The organism is Pseudomonas sp. 14A (assembly GCF_018132745.1).
Taxonomy (GTDB): Bacteria; Pseudomonadota; Gammaproteobacteria; order Pseudomonadales; family Pseudomonadaceae; genus Aquipseudomonas; species Aquipseudomonas mercuritolerans.
On the sequence record NZ_JAGRQJ010000001.1, the window covers coordinates 430457 to 445944 of the forward strand.

The following is a 15488-nucleotide window of genomic DNA, read 5'->3' on the forward strand; positions in this document are numbered from 1 at the left end:
CGTACCGCTTTAACTTGCGGCTTGCAGCTTTTTCACTGATCGTTCCCACGCAGAGCGTGGGAACGATCAAAAGTCTAGCCACAAGCGGCAAGCGGCAAGCTGCAAGATTAGAAGCGGTCCGCGTACCGCTTTTAACTTGCAGCTCGCAGCTTGCAGCTTTTTTCTGCTCCTCTTTGAGATAACACCCTTGAGCATTCAACCCGGCACTTATTCCCCCGACCTCGCCGTGCCCGCTGACAAGCGTGTCTTCGGCGGTCGCGATCTGTTTTCCCTGTGGTTCTCCCTCGGCATCGGCCTGATGGTTTTGCAGACCGGTGCATTGCTCGCGCCGGGCCTGGGCCTGTCCGGTTCTTTGCTGGCGATCTTCCTTGGCACGTTGGTGGGCGTGCTGCTGCTCGCAGCGGTCGGTGTGATCGGCAGCGACACCGGCCTGTCATCAATGGCCGCGCTGAAGCTCAGCCTTGGCAGCAAAGGCGCGAGCCTGCCGGCGCTGCTCAATCTGCTGCAACTGATCGGCTGGGGCTCGTTCGAAATCATCGTCATGCGCGACGCCGCCAGCCTGCTCGGCACCCGCGCCTTCAGCGAAGGTTCGCTGTGGGCCAGTCCGATGCTGTGGACGCTGTTTTTCGGCGCGCTGGCAACGTTGCTCGCGGTCAGCGGGCCGTTGACGTTCGTGCGGCAGATTCTGCGCAAGTGGGGCATCTGGCTGTTGCTCGCCGCATGCCTGTGGCTGACCTGGAACCTGTTCGCCAAAGCCGACCTCGCTGCGCTGTGGGCGCGCGCCGGTGATGGTTCGATGCCATTCGCGGTGGGCTTCGACATTGCCATCGCCATGCCGCTGTCGTGGCTGCCGTTGATTGCCGACTATTCGCGTTTCGGCAAACGCGCAAAGAATGTCTTCGGTGGCACGGCTGTGGGTTTCTTCATCGGCAATTTTTGGCTGATGAGCCTTGGTGTGGCCTACACCCTGGCGTTTGCGCCGAGCGGTGAAGTCAACGCGCTGCTGCTGGCCTTGGCTGGCGCCGGTCTGGGCATTCCGCTGTTGCTGATTCTGCTCGACGAGTCGGAAAACGCTTTTGCCGATATACATTCGGCAGCGGTCTCGAGCGGGATTCTGTTGCGTCTGAAAGTCGAGCATCTGGCCTTGGCCATCGGCGTGATCTGCACGCTGATCGCACTGCTGGCGCCGTTGGCGCAGTACCAGAATTTCCTGCTGTTGATTGGCTCGGTGTTTGCGCCGCTGTTCGGCGTGGTGCTGGTGGATCATTTCATCCTGCGCAAGCGCAGTGCTCAGGTCGCCTCAGCCGCATTGCGCTGGCCGGCGTTGCTGGCGTGGCTGGGTGGCGTGAGCACCTACCACTTGCTGGCGAATCTGTATCCGGATGTCGGCGCAACCCTGCCGGCGCTGGTGCTGGCAGGGTTGCTACAACTGGTGCTGGGCCGGGCCTTCAGTTACGGCCGGGAAACAGCTCAGGCTTGAGAATGCCGTTCAGGCGCGGGTAAGGAATCTTCAGTTCGACGTGGCCCAGCGCATAGGGCGCGATGGTGGTCACATCGTACTTGAGGATCACGCCACCGTAGGTCAGCGCCACGTGCGGGGTTTTCACGAACGGCCAGTTCGCAACGAATTCCGCCTCCTGATCGAGCTTGGTACTGATCAGCCAACTGTTGTGCGCCACTTGCGCGGCTTTCCAGAATGCCTCTTCCTGACCCGGCAGCAACATGTCGGACAGGTTCAGCACCTTGTGCTGCTGGCGCGAATAGTTGATGAAACCGCGACCCGGCGTGCCGTGGGCGCCGCCGGTGTCGAGGTAGCTCGACAGCTCGATGATCACCAGTCCGTCATGCTGCTCGCGTACTTTCGCTTGCAGATAGCTGCTGTTGCGCGGGCCGGCGCTGGCGAGGAACTGCTCGCGGTAGGCGGCCAGGGTTGGCGCGACCGGTGCGTTCTTCTCGGTGCGGGTCATTTGCAGCAGACGTTTTTCGATGATGCCGTCCAGTGCCGGCTCGTCCGGGAAGCGCAGAGTGTCGATGTTCACCAGCGGGCAATCGGGATTGGAACAGCCGGGTTTGAGTTGTTCCGAGGCGTCGCGGGTGGTTTCCAGCGGCGTGCGATAGTTGGGCTGGAACAGGCTGGCACAAGCGCCCAGAGTCAGGGCAATAGCGGCCACAGAGGCAATTTTGAAAAGCGACATGGGCGTCCTTTCGAAAGCAGGGGAAGGCGAAAAGTTACCGCTTCGACTCTCAACGGAGCAGTCAGTTCGCCACTAAGCTGATTAGAGTGTGTTTCACCGTCACCGTCCATCCCGCTGACGGTAAAGGGGCTGCATCAAACGGTGCGGGCGCGTTAGGATGGCGCGAAGTCGAGGTTGCCGGTTGTACATGGAAACCCCGTAAAGGATATGCAGTAAAGAGGATGATCATGACTGATTTTGCCAACGCCATTCCGACCGCCGTCGATATCGTGCGGCGCGAAAAATGCTACGAGGGCTTCTACAAGCTCGACCGTGTGCACTTGCGCCATGAGCTGTTCGCCGGGGGTATGAGCCGCGAGATCAACCGGGAAATCTTCGTGCGCCACGATGCCGTGTGCGTCCTGCCTTACGATCCGCAGCGCGATGAAGTGGTGCTGATCGAGCAGTTTCGCGTCGGCGCCATGGGCAAGACCGATAACCCGTGGCTGGTCGAACTGGTCGCCGGTCTGATCGACAAGGATGAGCAACCGGAAGAAGTTGCTCACCGCGAGGCGCAGGAGGAAGCTGGGCTGAATTTCCAGGCCCTGTGGCCGATGACCAAGTACTTTCCATCGCCGGGCGGCAGCAACGAGTTCGTGCATTTGTATCTGGGGCGTTGCAGCACCGACGGTGTCGGCGGTCTGCACGGGCTGGAAGAAGAGGCCGAAGACATTCGCGTAACGGTCTGGGCATTTGAAGATGCCTTGCAGGCCGTGCGTGACGGTCGGATTGCCAACGCGGCGAGCATTATCGCCTTGCAGTGGCTGGCGCTAAATTGCGCCGAAGTGAGGGGGCTATGGTCGTAAACAAGCTGCGCGATCGTTATCGGGTTGACCTTGTGGGGCTGCAAGCCGCCTGCGAGGCCAACTACGCGCGCCTGATGCGACTGCTGCCGGACATGCGCAACGAACCCGAGGCGCGGCGTATCGCTGTGACCCAGGGCGAGCAGATGCTCGGCGTGCTCGCCCTCGAAGTGCTGCAGACCTGCCCGTACACCACGACCTTGCAGGTACGCCAGGAGCTCAGCCTGCCATGGTTGCCGGTGCCGCAACTGGAAGTGCAGGTCTACCACGATGCGCGCATGGCCGAAGTGGTCAGCGCCGAACATGCACGACGCTTTCGCGGCATCTATCCTTATCCCAACGCCGCCATGCACCAGCCTGACGAAAAGGCCCAGCTCAATGTGTTTCTGGGCGAATGGCTGAGTCATTGCCTGGCGTTGGGGCACGAGTACGAAGTCGTTCGCTAGTTGTGAACTGCGTCCGCTTCGGCGGTTTCCCCTTTGTGTCATCCCCCAGCATAATTGCCGCACCCATCCATTGCGTGCCTAGCCCCGGGAGAGCGCCTTGCCCAGCGTATCGACATTGACCAGCGCCGAGCCGGCGCTGCTGGTGCAGTTGTCCGACAGCCACCTGTTCGCTGAAGCGCACAATAAGCTGCTGGGCATGAAGACCCGCGAGAGCCTGCAACAGGTCATCGACCTGGTGTTGGCGCAACAGGCGCAGATTGATCTGGTGCTGGCCACCGGAGATATTTCCCAGGACGGTACGCTGGAGTCGTATCGGGCCTTCCGCCAGATGAGCGCGCAGATCAATGCCCCGGCGCGCTGGATTCCCGGCAATCACGACGAGCCGATGGTCATGGCCGAGGCGGCGGTGCAGAGCACCTTGCTCGAATCGGTAGTCGATATCGGCAATTGGCGGGTGACGATGCTGGATTCGGCGGTGCCGGGTTCGGTGCCGGGCTATCTGCAGGATGATCAGTTGCAACTGCTGGCCCGCGCGCTGAGCGAGGCGCCGGAGCGTCATCATCTGGTGTGCCTGCATCATCATCCGGTGTCGATCGGCTGCGCGTGGATGGAGCCGATCGGCCTGCGTAACCCTGAAGCGTTCTTTGAAGTGCTGGATCGCTTTCCCCAGGTTCGCGCGGTGTTGTGGGGGCATGTGCATCAGCAAATCGATCGCGAACGCAATGGCGTGCGTTTGATGGCCTCGCCTTCGACGTGCATCCAGTTCGAGCCGGGGAGTGCGGATTTCAAAGTGGGCGAGCAGGCGCCGGGGTATCGGTGGTTGCGGCTGTTGCCGGATGGGCGACTGGAAACTGGCGTCGAAAGAGTGACCGACTTCGAGTTCACAGTCGATTACGGCTCCAACGGCTACTGAACTGACAATCAAAAACCCTCACCCCAGCCCTCTCCCGGAGGGAGAGGGGGCCGACCGCGGTGTCTTTGGCTGTGCATCGACCTGAAACAGCGATATCGATTATGGATTCGCAGCAAAACGTCAGGTCGGTGTAGCTCTCCAATATCCCCCATTCGGTCCCCTCTCCCTCCGGGAGAGAGGGGGCCGACCGCGGTGTCTTTGGCTGTGCATCGACCTGAAACAGCGATATCGATTATGGATTCGCAGCAAAACGTCAGGTCGGTGTAGCTCTCCAATATCCCCCATTCGGTCCCCTCTCCCTCCGGGAGAGAGGGGGCCGACCGCGGTGTCTTTGGCTGTGCATCGACCTGAAACAGCGATATCGATTATGGATTCGCAGCAAAACGTTCAGGTCGGTGTAGCTCTCGAATATCCCCCAGTCGGTTCCCTCTCCCTCCGGGAGAGGGTTAGGGTGAGGGCAGCTTGTGCTGTCACACCAATTTATTGAACCCACCCCCAATCCCGGTCCTTCTCCCTGTAAACTCCGCTATCTTCGCCGACAGCCAGGGAGCTCAAATGTCCGGTTCGATCCTCTATATCCACGGTTTCAACAGCGCGCCGGCCTCGAAGAAGGCCTGTCAGCTGGTCGCGGTCATGGAGCGGCTGGGTTTGAGCGAGCAATTGCGCGTGCCGGCGCTGCATCACCATCCGCGTGAAGCCATCGGTCAGCTCGAGCAGGCAATCGCCGAGCTGGGCCGGCCGCTGCTGGTGGGAAGTTCGCTCGGCGGCTACTATGCGACTCACCTGGCCGAGCGCCATGGCCTGAAAGCCCTTCTGGTCAATCCGGCGGTCAGCCCGCACCGGATGTTCGATGGTTATCTGGGCACGCAGAAGAACCTCTACACCGATGAAACCTGGGAACTGACCCACGACCACGTCACGGCGCTGGCCGAACTGGAAGTGCCACCACCGCAGGATCCGCAGCGTTATCAGGTCTGGTTGCAAACCGGCGACGAAACGCTGGATTATCGCCTCGCCCAACAGTATTACCGCGCCTGTGCCTTGCGCATCCAGGCTGGCGGCGACCACAGTTTTCAGGGCTTTGCCGGGCAATTACCGGCGTTGCTGAGTTTTGCCGGCATGGCTGCCGATATGTATCAGGCAATCGATTTCACCACGCTGTGAAGTCTTGCCCCTCTTTCATGAATGACTGACGACGAGACCTTATGGCCACTCCCAGCGCTAGTTCTTATAACGCCGACGCCATCGAAGTCCTCTCGGGCCTCGACCCGGTGCGCAAACGCCCCGGCATGTACACCGACACCAGTCGGCCGAACCACCTCGCCCAGGAAGTCATCGACAACAGCGTCGACGAAGCCCTGGCCGGCCACGCCAAATCGGTGCAGGTCATCCTGCACGCCGACCATTCGCTGGAAGTCAGCGACGACGGCCGTGGCATGCCGGTCGACATTCACCCGGAAGAGGGTGTGTCCGGCGTCGAGCTGATCCTCACCAAGCTGCACGCGGGCGGCAAGTTTTCCAACAAGAATTACCAGTTCTCCGGCGGTCTGCACGGCGTGGGTATTTCCGTGGTCAACGCGCTGTCCACCGAAGTGCGCGTACGGGTCAAACGTGACGGCAACGAATACCAGATGACCTTCAAGGACGGCTTCAAGGCCTCCGAGCTGGAAATCGTCGGCACCGTCGGCAAGCGCAACACCGGCACCAGCGTGTACTTCGCGCCGGACCCGAAATACTTCGACTCACCGAAATTCTCCATCAGCCGCCTCAAGCACGTGCTCAAGGCCAAGGCTGTGTTGTGCCCGGGCTTGCTGGTCAGCTTCGAAGACAAAGGCACCGGCGAGAAAGTCGAGTGGCATTACGAAGATGGCCTGCGCTCCTACCTGGTCGATGCGGTCAGCGAATTCGAACGTCTGCCGAACGAGCCGTTCTGCGGCGCCTTCGCCGGTAATAAGGAAGCGGTAGACTGGGCGCTGCTGTGGCTGCCGGAAGGTGGCGACGCGGTACAGGAAAGCTACGTCAACCTGATCCCGACCGCGCAGGGCGGCACGCACGTCAACGGTCTGCGTCAGGGCCTGCTCGACGCGATGCGCGAGTTCTGCGAATTCCGCAGCCTGCTGCCGCGCGGCGTGAAGCTGGCGCCGGAAGACGTCTGGGAGCGCATCGCGTTCGTCTTGTCGATGAAGATGCAGGAACCGCAATTCTCCGGCCAGACCAAAGAGCGTCTGTCTTCCCGTGAAGCGGCGGCGTTCGTCTCCGGTGTGGTGAAAGACGCTTTCAGCCTGTGGCTCAACGCCAACCCGGAAACCGGTCTGGCCCTGGCCGAACTGGCGATCAATAACGCCGGTCGTCGCCTCAAGGCGAGCAAGAAAGTCGAGCGCAAACGCGTCACTCAAGGCCCGGCATTGCCGGGCAAACTGGCTGACTGCGCCGGGCAGGACCCGATGCGTTCCGAACTGTTCCTGGTCGAGGGTGACTCCGCCGGCGGTTCGGCCAAGCAAGCGCGGGACAAGGAGTTCCAGGCGATCCTGCCGTTGCGCGGCAAGATCCTCAACACCTGGGAAGTCGACGGCAGCGAAGTGCTCGCCAGCCAGGAAGTGCACAACATCGCCGTGGCCATCGGCGTCGATCCGGGCGCGGCGGACATGAGCCAGCTGCGCTACGGCAAGATCTGCATCCTCGCCGACGCCGACTCCGACGGTCTGCACATCGCCACTTTGTTGTGTGCGCTGTTCGTCCAGCATTTCCGCCCGTTGGTGGATGCCGGTCACGTCTATGTGGCGATGCCGCCGCTTTACCGTATCGACCTCGGCAAAGAGATTTACTACGCCCTCGACGAGGCCGAGCGCGACGGTATTCTCGATCGCCTGGTGGCCGAGAAGAAACGCGGCAAGCCGCAGGTCACCCGATTCAAGGGTCTGGGCGAAATGAATCCGCCGCAACTGCGTGAAACCACCATGGACCCGAACACTCGGCGTCTGGTGCAGTTGACGCTGGGCGAAGACTTCGCCGAAACCTCGGAAATGATGGACATGCTGCTGGCGAAGAAACGCGCCGGTGACCGCAAATCCTGGCTGGAATCCAAAGGCAACCTCGCCGAGGTGCTGGCCTGATGCAGTTTGGCTGGGCCTTGGCGGGTGCGTTGCTGCTGAGTGCGCTGAGCGTGTCGGCCGAGCCGCTGCAACAATTGCGGCTGCTTTCCGAACACCCGGTCGAAGGCATGCGCGGCGGTAACCTGTCGGGTCTGGCCATGTGCGGCAATGAGCTGTGGACGGTTTCCGATCGCGATGACGAGCAGATCTATCGGCTCGATACCCGTGATCCGGTCTGGCAGGCGCAAACCGTGCACATCGACGTGCCGCCCGTGCCGGAGAGCGGCTTGCCGTGGGGTTTGAGTTCGCGCACCTGGGCTGCATCGTTCATTCGCGGTGGCGATCTGGATTTTGAGGGCATCAGTTGCGACAGCGTAGGCAATCGCTACATCGTCAGTGAGGCCCATGCGGCGGTGTTGCAGGTGCCGGTCAGTGGCCCGGCGAACTGGCTGAAAATCTCGCCGCTGCTGGTTCGCGAAGCGCGGGCGAGCGGCCTGCTGCTGAAGTTCAATTCGATCTTCGAAGGCCTGGCGATCAACCCGGCCGGTGATCAGATATGGCTGGCCGCCGAACGGCAAAAGCGCGGTTTGCTGCTGATCAAGCGCCAGCAGACGGTGTGGGATTGTGACGGTCGCTGTGTGCTGCTCAGTGAGGGCGGCAAGGAGATGCAGCCGCCACAGTTTCCGAAAGCGAAAGCGGTTCATCGCGACTTTTCCGACATTTCGTTGTTTAACGGCAAGCTGTTTACCCTTGAACGCAACGCTTTCGAGATCTGCCGTCGCGATGCACAGACGGCCAAAGTCGAGCAATGCTGGTCGTATGCCGGCGAACTGTTGCAGGAACAACGTCGCTACTCGCAGAACTACGGACTGGAGGAAGCGCTGATCATTGATGCCGAAGGTGCGTGGATCGGCGTCGACAACAATTTTGGCCCGCGTGCTGATGGCGAAGTCCGCCCGGTGGTCTGGCGCTTTGCCGCGCCGGACGGTGGCTGGAGTGCCAGGCCATGAGCCAGCAACCGCCGGGCAAGCGTGCCGGTCGGGTGTTGATGATCCTCGCCTGGTGCGCGGCGCTGTTTCTCGCGACGCGGTTTTTCGGTCAGTGGGAACAGCGCCAGCAGAACCCGAATATCGTGGTCACGTCGGAGCAGGGCGAAGGTTTTATCGAAGTGAAACTGGCGAGCAATGCCCAAGGGCATTTTGTCGCCAGCGGCCAGATCAACGGCGAACCGGTCGAGTTCATGCTCGACACCGGCGCGACCGATGTGGCGATCCCGGCGGATCTGGCCAAGCGTTTGAAGCTGCAAGAAGGTTTCGGCGTGACCCTGAGCACGGCCAACGGCCTGAGCCAGGGCTATCGAACGAAGATTGCCCGCCTGCAATTGGGCGACATCGTCCTGCGCGATGTCCGCGCACTGGTGGCGCCGGGGCTGCATGGCGATCAGGTGCTGCTCGGCATGAGCGCTCTGAACAAACTTGAATTTACCCAGCGCGGTGGCACCATGCTGCTGCGCCAGACAACGAACCGATGAGGCCCGCATGAGCGACTCCCTTGATCTCAGCCTGGACGGTGTAGAACGCCGATCGCTGGCTGACTTCACCGAAAATGCCTACCTCAACTACTCCATGTACGTGATCATGGACCGTGCCTTGCCGCATATCGGCGACGGCCTGAAACCGGTACAGCGGCGTATCGTCTACGCCATGAGCGAGCTGGGGCTGGACGCCGATTCCAAGCACAAGAAATCGGCGCGTACCGTCGGCGACGTGCTCGGCAAGTTCCATCCCCACGGCGATTCGGCGTGCTACGAAGCGATGGTGCTGATGGCGCAGCCGTTCAGCTATCGCTACACGCTGGTCGACGGCCAGGGCAACTGGGGTGCGCCGGATGATCCCAAGTCCTTCGCCGCCATGCGTTACACCGAAGCGCGGTTGTCGCGCTATTCCGAAGTGCTGCTCAGCGAGCTGGGCCAGGGCACCGCTGACTGGGGGCCGAACTTCGACGGCACCCTGCAGGAGCCGCTGGTATTACCGGCGCGCCTGCCGAACATTCTGCTCAACGGCACCACGGGTATTGCCGTGGGCATGGCCACCGACGTGCCGCCGCACAACCTGCGCGAAGTCGCCACCGCCTGCGTGCGTTTGCTGGATGAGCCGAAAGCCACGGTCGAGCAGCTCTGCGAACACATTCAGGGTCCGGACTATCCGACCGAAGCGGAAATCATCACGCCGCGTGCCGACCTACTGAAGATGTACGAAACCGGCAAAGGCTCGGTGCGCATGCGCGCCGTGTACCACGTCGAGGACGGCGACATCATCGTTACCGCGCTGCCGCATCAGGTCTCCGGCGCCAAAGTGCTGGAGCAGATTGCCGCGCTGATGCAGGCCAAACCGTCGAAAGCGCCGCAGATCGCCGATCTGCGTGACGAATCCGACCACGAAAACCCGTGCCGCATCGTAATCATTCCGGTCAACAGCCGCGTCGATCACGAAGCGCTGATGCAGCACCTGTTCGCCAGCACCGAGCTGGAGTCGACCTACCGGGTCAACGTCAACATCATCGGTCTGGACGGCAAACCGCAGCTGAAAAACCTGCGTGCGCTGCTGGTCGAATGGCTGGAGTTCCGCGTGCTGACCGTGCGCCGCCGCCTGCAATTCCGCCTCGACAAGGTCGAGCGTCGTCTGCACCTGTTGGACGGTTTGTTGATTGCCTACCTCAACCTGGATGAAGTGATCCACATCATCCGTACCGAGGAACATCCGAAAGCCAAACTGATCGAGCGTTTCGCCCTCAGCGAGATTCAGGCCGACTACATCCTCGACACCCGCCTGCGTCAGTTGGCGCGACTGGAAGAAATGAAGCTGCGCGATGAGCAGGATGAACTGCTCAAGGAACAAGCCAAGCTGCAAGCTCTGCTGGGCAGCGAAGCCAAGCTGAAGAAACTGGTGCGCACCGAGCTGCTCAAAGACGCCGAAACCTACGGCGACGACCGCCGTTCGCCAATCGTCGAGCGCGCCGAAGCCAAGGCGCTGAGCGAGCACGATCTGCTGCCGAACGAGAAAGTCACTGTCGTGCTGTCGGAAAAGGGCTGGGTACGTTCGGCCAAGGGCCATGACATCGACGCCACCGGTCTGTCGTACAAGGCCGGCGATGGCTTCAAGACCTCGGCGGCGGGGCGCTCCAACCAATTTGCCGTGTTCATCGACTCCACCGGCCGCAGCTATTCGGTCGCTGCGCATACCTTGCCGTCGGCCCGTGGTCAGGGCGAACCGTTGACCGGCCGTCTGACGCCGCCACCGGGCGCCTCGTTCGAATGCGTGCTGATGCCCGAAGACGATGCGCTGTACGTGATTGCCTCCGACGCCGGTTACGGCTTCGTGGTCAAAGGCGAAGACCTGCAAGCGAAGAACAAGGCCGGCAAGGCGCTGTTGAGCTTGCCGAACAACGCCAAGGTCATCGCGCCGCGCCCTGTGGCCGATCGTGAACAGAACTGGCTGGCCTCGGTCACGACCGAAGGTCGCCTGCTGATCTTCAAAATCAGCGATCTGCCACAATTGGGTAAGGGCAAAGGCAACAAGATCATCGGTATATCCGGTGAGCGCGTGGCCAGTCGCGAAGAATATGTCACGGACATCGCCGTCCTGCCGGAAGGCGCCACCCTGGTGTTGCAGGCTGGCAAACGGACCCTGTCACTGAAAGCCGACGACCTCGAGCACTACAAAGGTGAGCGTGGACGGCGCGGAAACAAACTTCCGCGGGGCTTCCAGAGGGTGGATGCGCTGCTCGTCGAAAACCTCAATTAGACGAGAACGCCTTCCTAGAGCGTTCGATCTGCGATTAAACGCGTAGATCGACGCTTTGGCGCTGGAGTCGGAACGCATATTCACGGATGATATGGCCTTTCAAGCGCCGGCGTGGCCGAGCGTTCTTCATATTTATTGAGTATTTTCACTGTGGTCAGCCTTGTGGCGGCCACCTGGACGGGATGATGACTGCTCTACGCCCCCTTATTTTGTTGCTCGCCGGCGTTCTTGGCCTGGCGGGTTGCAGCGTTCACCAGCCGGTGTCGCTGTACCAACTGGACAGCGGAAGTCCGGTTCAGCCTGCGCAAAGCGCAGGCATGGCGGTTTTGCTGGGGCCGGTAGTTGTTGCCGATTACCTGCAACGCGAAACCCTGCTGCAACGTCAACCCGACGGTAGCCTGCAAGCAGCGACCGACGGTCGTTGGGCTGGCAGCCTTTCGTCGGATATCGATCAGTTGCTGATGCGTCAGGTCGCCGGTCACCTGGACAGCCAGCGTGTGGTACTGGCGCCTGCTACCGCCGGGTTCACGCCGGATGTGCAGGTTTTGCTGACCATCACCCGTCTGGATTCCGGGGCGAAACAACCGGCGATTCTCGATGCGCAGTGGCGTTTGATCGATCGTCGCGGCAAGGTGCGTGATAACCGCATCATTCACCTGCAGGAAACGCACGCCGGCAGCACCGCGTCCCAGGTGCAGGCACAAGGGGTTCTGTTGCAGCGTCTGGCCGAGCAGCTGTCGGTGGCGCTCAAGCCACTGGCCAACCAGCCGCCAGTGGCCGAGGCACCGCGCAAGGCCGCGCCGAAACCCGCAGCGCCAGCGGCGGATGCCGAGAAGCAGCCGAAGATTCCGATGGCCTCGCCGATTCGTACCGATATGGAAGTGTTTCGCTTCTGAGGCTGGAACGCGTCAGAACAGAGCCCGCCTTATGCGGGCTTTGTTGTGTCTGGAGGTGGGGTGGAAGATCCAAAGCCCCTCACCCTAACCCTCTCCCGGAGGGAGAGGGGACCGATTGGGGGATATTCGATAGCTACACCGACGTGAACGCGCGGAGGTGAATCCATAATCGCCAAGATCTGTCAGGTCGACATATGGCGCCAGACACCTCACCCTAGCCCTCTCTCTCCGGGAGAGGGCTAGGGTGAGGGGCTTTTCAGGGATGCGCACGATTCCAATAACCGCGCACAAAAAAGCCCGCAGACAATCACTCATCTGCGGGCTTTTGCGTATCGGGCCTAAGCCTTACGCGCGGCGCTCATGCATCCGCGCCAGTTGCCGTTCCAGCATCGACGGATAAGGCTCCATCAACCGCTCCACACAGCAAGCGCCCTCAGGGCTGGCGATCGGCCGGATCCGCGCACGCTGGCGGATCAACGCGTCATCGCTGATCTTGCGTTCAACCAGCAGCAGATTGCGGCTGTGTTGCGACAAGGCCAGTGCATCCTGAGCCGAATCGGTCAGCAGCAGATCAATCTGGCTCAGACCGAACAACTCATCGCCCAAGGTCAGGCCCAACTGCAATTGCAGGGTGATGCCGCTGTCCGCGACCTCGATCTGCAACTGGTGCCCAAGCGCGCGCAGCAATTCGCCGCAGCAGATGGCATTGGTCAGGTAGTCGTCGCCGCAGTCTTCGGTGTGGAACAGCAGCAGCGTGCTGCCATCGTTGAGGGTTTCGATTTCGCCCTGATACAGCGACGCGGCCTGCTCGAGGCAGTCGCGATAGCGTTCCTGCAATTCTTCCAGACGTGCGCGAGGCAGGCGGCGCAATTGTTCCTGCGAACCCAATTGCACGGCCAGTACGGCGGTATGCTGCGGAACGTCAGGGCTCGGTTTGCGCGTGAGTGGTTGGGCGGCGCCGTTGAGCGATTCGTCGCGCAGGTCGGCGAAGGCGTCATCGTCATCATCGTCTTCGACGGTGCTGACCAGGTGACGCGGCGCCGGTTTCTTCGCGGCCAGCGGGCGGCTTTCGTCGAAGCTCGGATCGCGCAGGTTACGCACTTCGAATTCCGGCTCGTCTTCTTCCTCGGCGAATTCCGGCTCGGGTTCAGGCTCGGGCTCCGGTTCCGGGGCGTAGCTGGCGTGCAGCTGGCGCGCCAGATCGCCGATTTCGTCCTGACGATCGATGCCCGGGGTGTACGCGTCGATCCGGCGCAACCACACGCGCAACTGCAGCAGTGGCGTCGACAGATAACGGCCCATGCGCAGGCTCAGAGCCAGCGACAGTGCCAGCAGAATCGCGCTCAGAATGCCCATGCTTTGCAGGCTGATGGTCATTGGCTGCTGGAACTGATCCATGTCCAGGCTGATGCGCAGTTGCCCGGCCGTCACGTCCTGGAAAGTGATCTTGCTCTCGTACATGCCCTCCGCTTCGCCCAGCAGGCTGTGCTTGGGACGCTGACCGGACTCGGCGAGGATGCGGTTGTCCACGCTGTAGATCGCCGCGTGGGCGACCAGTTTGTTCTTGGTCAGGTTGTTGAGCAGCACGTTGAGGCTGAGGATGTCGTTGGACACCAGCAGTTCGGTGGCGGAAGTGGCGGTCTGCGTGGTCAGGCTTTCGCCCAGCGCATCGGCCTGCTCGTGCATGGCCTGCTTGAATTGCAGCCCCATCACCCCGGCATAGATCACCAGGGCCAGAGCGACCAGGATCACGTTGTGGCTGGCAATGCGCAATGCAATCGGTACACGGCGATGGCGCAGTGCACGGAAGATCAGCAGGAAGAAGTTATCGGTTTTGACTGGCGTGGGCCGGTTCACTTGAGCTCGGCTCTTTGTCCGTGAAGTTGACGCGCAGTATAGCGACAGGCCCCAGACCGGCAAAGCGCTCGCGGTGCCCGATGGTCACTGAAAGTGGGTAGAATGCGGTTTTTTTCCAGTTGCGGGGGTGCGCGTTGCGCGAAATCGTCCTGATTAACATCACGGGAGTCGACCGTCCGGGTCTGACGGCGGCCATCACCGGTGTTCTGGCACAAGGTGGTGTGAACATTCTCGACATCGGTCAGGCGGTGATCCACGACACCCTGTCGTTCGGCATCCTGGTTGAAATTCCCGATTCCGAACAGGGCAAGTCAGTGCTCAAGGACATCCTGTTCAAGGGCTACGAACTGGATCAGCAAGTGCGCTTCACCCCGGTATCCGAAGAGGATTACCAGCAGTGGGTGGGCAATCAGGGCAAGAAGCGCCATATCGTTACCCTGCTGACGCGCAAAGTCACCGCCGGCCAATTGCAGGCGGTCAGCGCGATCACCGCCAAATATGGCTTGAACATCGACCATATCGACCGTCTGTCGGGGCGCATGCCGCTGGACACACCGGCCGACAAGGGCAAGGGCTGCATCGAGTTTTCCGTGCGCGGTGAAGCGGCCGATCCGCAGGCCTTGCGCGCCGAATTCCTCAGCGTTGCCCAGGAATTGAACGTCGATATCGCCTTCCAGGAAGATTCGCTGTTCCGTCGCAACCGACGTCTGGCCGTGTTCGACATGGACTCGACGCTGATCGAAGCGGAAGTCATCGATGAGCTGGCCAAAGCAGCCGGTGTGGGTGATCGTGTTTCGGAAATCACCGAGCGCGCGATGGCCGGCGAACTGGATTTCCGCGCCAGCTTCAAGGAGCGTCTGGCGCTGCTCAAGGGCCTCGACGTCAGCGTGCTCGACTCGATCGGCGCCTCGCTGCGCCTGACCGAAGGCGCCGAAACCCTGTTCGCCGAACTCAAACGCCTCGGCTACAAAACCGCCATCCTGTCCGGCGGCTTCACTTATTTCGCCAAGCAGCTGCAAGCCAGGCTTGGCATCGACTACGTGTTTGCCAACGAGCTGGAAGTGGTCGACGGCAAGTGCACCGGCGTGGCGATCGAGCCGATTGTCGATGCGCAGCGCAAGGCTGACTTGCTCAAGGAACTGGCGCACAAGGAAGGTCTGCGTCTGGAGCAGACCATTGCCGTCGGCGACGGCGCCAACGACTTGCCGATGCTGGCGATTGCCGGGCTGGGCGTGGCGTTCCGCGCCAAACCGCTGGTCAAGCAGTCGGCAAAGCAGGCGATTTCAACGCTGGGGCTGGATGGTGTGTTGTATCTGCTGGGCTTCCGCGATCGCGACGGGCAGCTCTGAGATCTTCATAAGCTGATCTGGCCTCTTCGCGAGCAGGCTCGCTCCCACGGGAAACCTCATTCCAGTGTGGGAGCGAGCCTGCTCGCGAAGGCCGC

General features: G+C 61.4%; 13 protein-coding genes. 11 read left to right on the forward strand and 2 right to left on the reverse strand.

Features of this window, described 5'->3' with window-relative positions:
* Positions 1–187 precede the first annotated feature (187 nt).
* Complete coding sequence (gene cytX, locus PS14A_RS01755; protein ID WP_130902884.1) at positions 188–1480, forward strand: putative hydroxymethylpyrimidine transporter CytX; 1293 nt, start codon at positions 188–190, stop codon at positions 1478–1480.
* Here cytX and PS14A_RS01760 read toward each other — a convergent pair.
* Entirely contained in the window at positions 1449–2195 is a 747-nt protein-coding gene (locus PS14A_RS01760; RefSeq protein WP_016771974.1) for an RsiV family protein, read from the reverse strand. The genes cytX and PS14A_RS01760 overlap by 32 nt on opposite strands.
* Before the next feature lie 227 nt (positions 2196–2422).
* Between PS14A_RS01760 and PS14A_RS01765 the strand changes: the two genes are divergently transcribed.
* The 9 genes from PS14A_RS01765 (at position 2423) to PS14A_RS01805 (ending at position 12187) form a co-directional block, all read left to right on the forward strand.
* Positions 2423–3040, forward strand: coding sequence for an NUDIX domain-containing protein (locus PS14A_RS01765; RefSeq protein ID WP_212615151.1), 618 nt, complete (start codon positions 2423–2425; stop codon positions 3038–3040).
* Complete coding sequence (locus PS14A_RS01770) at positions 3031–3483, forward strand: DUF1249 domain-containing protein (protein ID WP_130909844.1); 453 nt, start codon at positions 3031–3033, stop codon at positions 3481–3483. Before PS14A_RS01765 ends, PS14A_RS01770 begins: the two co-directional genes overlap by 10 nt.
* Before the next feature lie 97 nt (positions 3484–3580).
* A complete protein-coding gene (gene cpdA, locus PS14A_RS01775; RefSeq protein WP_212615152.1) occupies positions 3581–4396 on the forward strand; it encodes a 3',5'-cyclic-AMP phosphodiesterase in 816 nt (271 codons plus the stop codon).
* Between the two features lie 555 nt (positions 4397–4951).
* Positions 4952–5560, forward strand: coding sequence for a YqiA/YcfP family alpha/beta fold hydrolase (locus PS14A_RS01780; protein ID WP_076565352.1), 609 nt, complete (start codon positions 4952–4954; stop codon positions 5558–5560).
* 41 nt (positions 5561–5601) lie between these two features.
* The gene (parE, locus tag PS14A_RS01785) at positions 5602–7509 is read left to right on the forward strand and encodes a DNA topoisomerase IV subunit B (RefSeq protein ID WP_024011346.1); all 1908 of its coding nucleotides are present in this window, start codon (positions 5602–5604) and stop codon (positions 7507–7509) included.
* The gene (locus PS14A_RS01790; protein WP_122881201.1) at positions 7509–8498 is read left to right on the forward strand and encodes an esterase-like activity of phytase family protein; all 990 of its coding nucleotides are present in this window, start codon (positions 7509–7511) and stop codon (positions 8496–8498) included. The genes parE and PS14A_RS01790 overlap by 1 nt, the downstream gene beginning before the upstream one ends.
* Entirely contained in the window at positions 8495–9019 is a 525-nt protein-coding gene (locus PS14A_RS01795; RefSeq protein ID WP_071174225.1) for a TIGR02281 family clan AA aspartic protease, read from the forward strand. The genes PS14A_RS01790 and PS14A_RS01795 overlap by 4 nt, the downstream gene beginning before the upstream one ends.
* Positions 9020–9026: 7 nt before the next feature.
* Positions 9027–11291 carry a DNA topoisomerase IV subunit A gene (parC, locus tag PS14A_RS01800; RefSeq protein ID WP_024011349.1) on the forward strand — a complete coding sequence of 755 codons (2265 nt, stop codon included), beginning with the start codon at positions 9027–9029 and terminating at the stop codon, positions 11289–11291.
* A 185-nt stretch (positions 11292–11476) separates the two neighbouring features.
* A complete protein-coding gene (locus tag PS14A_RS01805) occupies positions 11477–12187 on the forward strand; it encodes a PqiC family protein (protein WP_024011350.1) in 711 nt (236 codons plus the stop codon).
* A 345-nt stretch (positions 12188–12532) separates the two neighbouring features.
* On the opposite strand, the gene PS14A_RS01810 is transcribed toward PS14A_RS01805, so the two are convergent.
* Entirely contained in the window at positions 12533–14044 is a 1512-nt protein-coding gene (locus PS14A_RS01810) for an AhpA/YtjB family protein (RefSeq protein WP_212615153.1), read from the reverse strand.
* 134 nt (positions 14045–14178) lie between these two features.
* On the opposite strand from PS14A_RS01810, the gene serB reads away from it, so the two are divergent.
* On the forward strand, positions 14179–15393 hold the full coding sequence (gene serB, locus PS14A_RS01815) for a phosphoserine phosphatase SerB (RefSeq protein ID WP_041477650.1): 1215 nt from the start codon (positions 14179–14181) through the stop codon (positions 15391–15393).
* Positions 15394–15488: the final 95 nt, after the last annotated feature.

Coding starts and splice junctions, on each gene's coding strand:
- PS14A_RS01760 (WP_016771974.1), bottom strand. CDS start 2,195: ATGTCGCTTTTCAAAATTGCCTCTGTGGCCGCTATTGCCCTGACTCTG.
- PS14A_RS01765 (WP_212615151.1), top strand. CDS start 2,423: ATGACTGATTTTGCCAACGCCATTCCGACCGCCGTCGATATCGTGCGG.
- PS14A_RS01770 (WP_130909844.1), top strand. CDS start 3,031: ATGGTCGTAAACAAGCTGCGCGATCGTTATCGGGTTGACCTTGTGGGG.
- PS14A_RS01780 (WP_076565352.1), top strand. CDS start 4,952: ATGTCCGGTTCGATCCTCTATATCCACGGTTTCAACAGCGCGCCGGCC.
- parE (WP_024011346.1), top strand. CDS start 5,602: ATGGCCACTCCCAGCGCTAGTTCTTATAACGCCGACGCCATCGAAGTC.
- PS14A_RS01790 (WP_122881201.1), top strand. CDS start 7,509: ATGCAGTTTGGCTGGGCCTTGGCGGGTGCGTTGCTGCTGAGTGCGCTG.
- PS14A_RS01795 (WP_071174225.1), top strand. CDS start 8,495: ATGAGCCAGCAACCGCCGGGCAAGCGTGCCGGTCGGGTGTTGATGATC.
- parC (WP_024011349.1), top strand. CDS start 9,027: ATGAGCGACTCCCTTGATCTCAGCCTGGACGGTGTAGAACGCCGATCG.
- PS14A_RS01805 (WP_024011350.1), top strand. CDS start 11,477: ATGACTGCTCTACGCCCCCTTATTTTGTTGCTCGCCGGCGTTCTTGGC.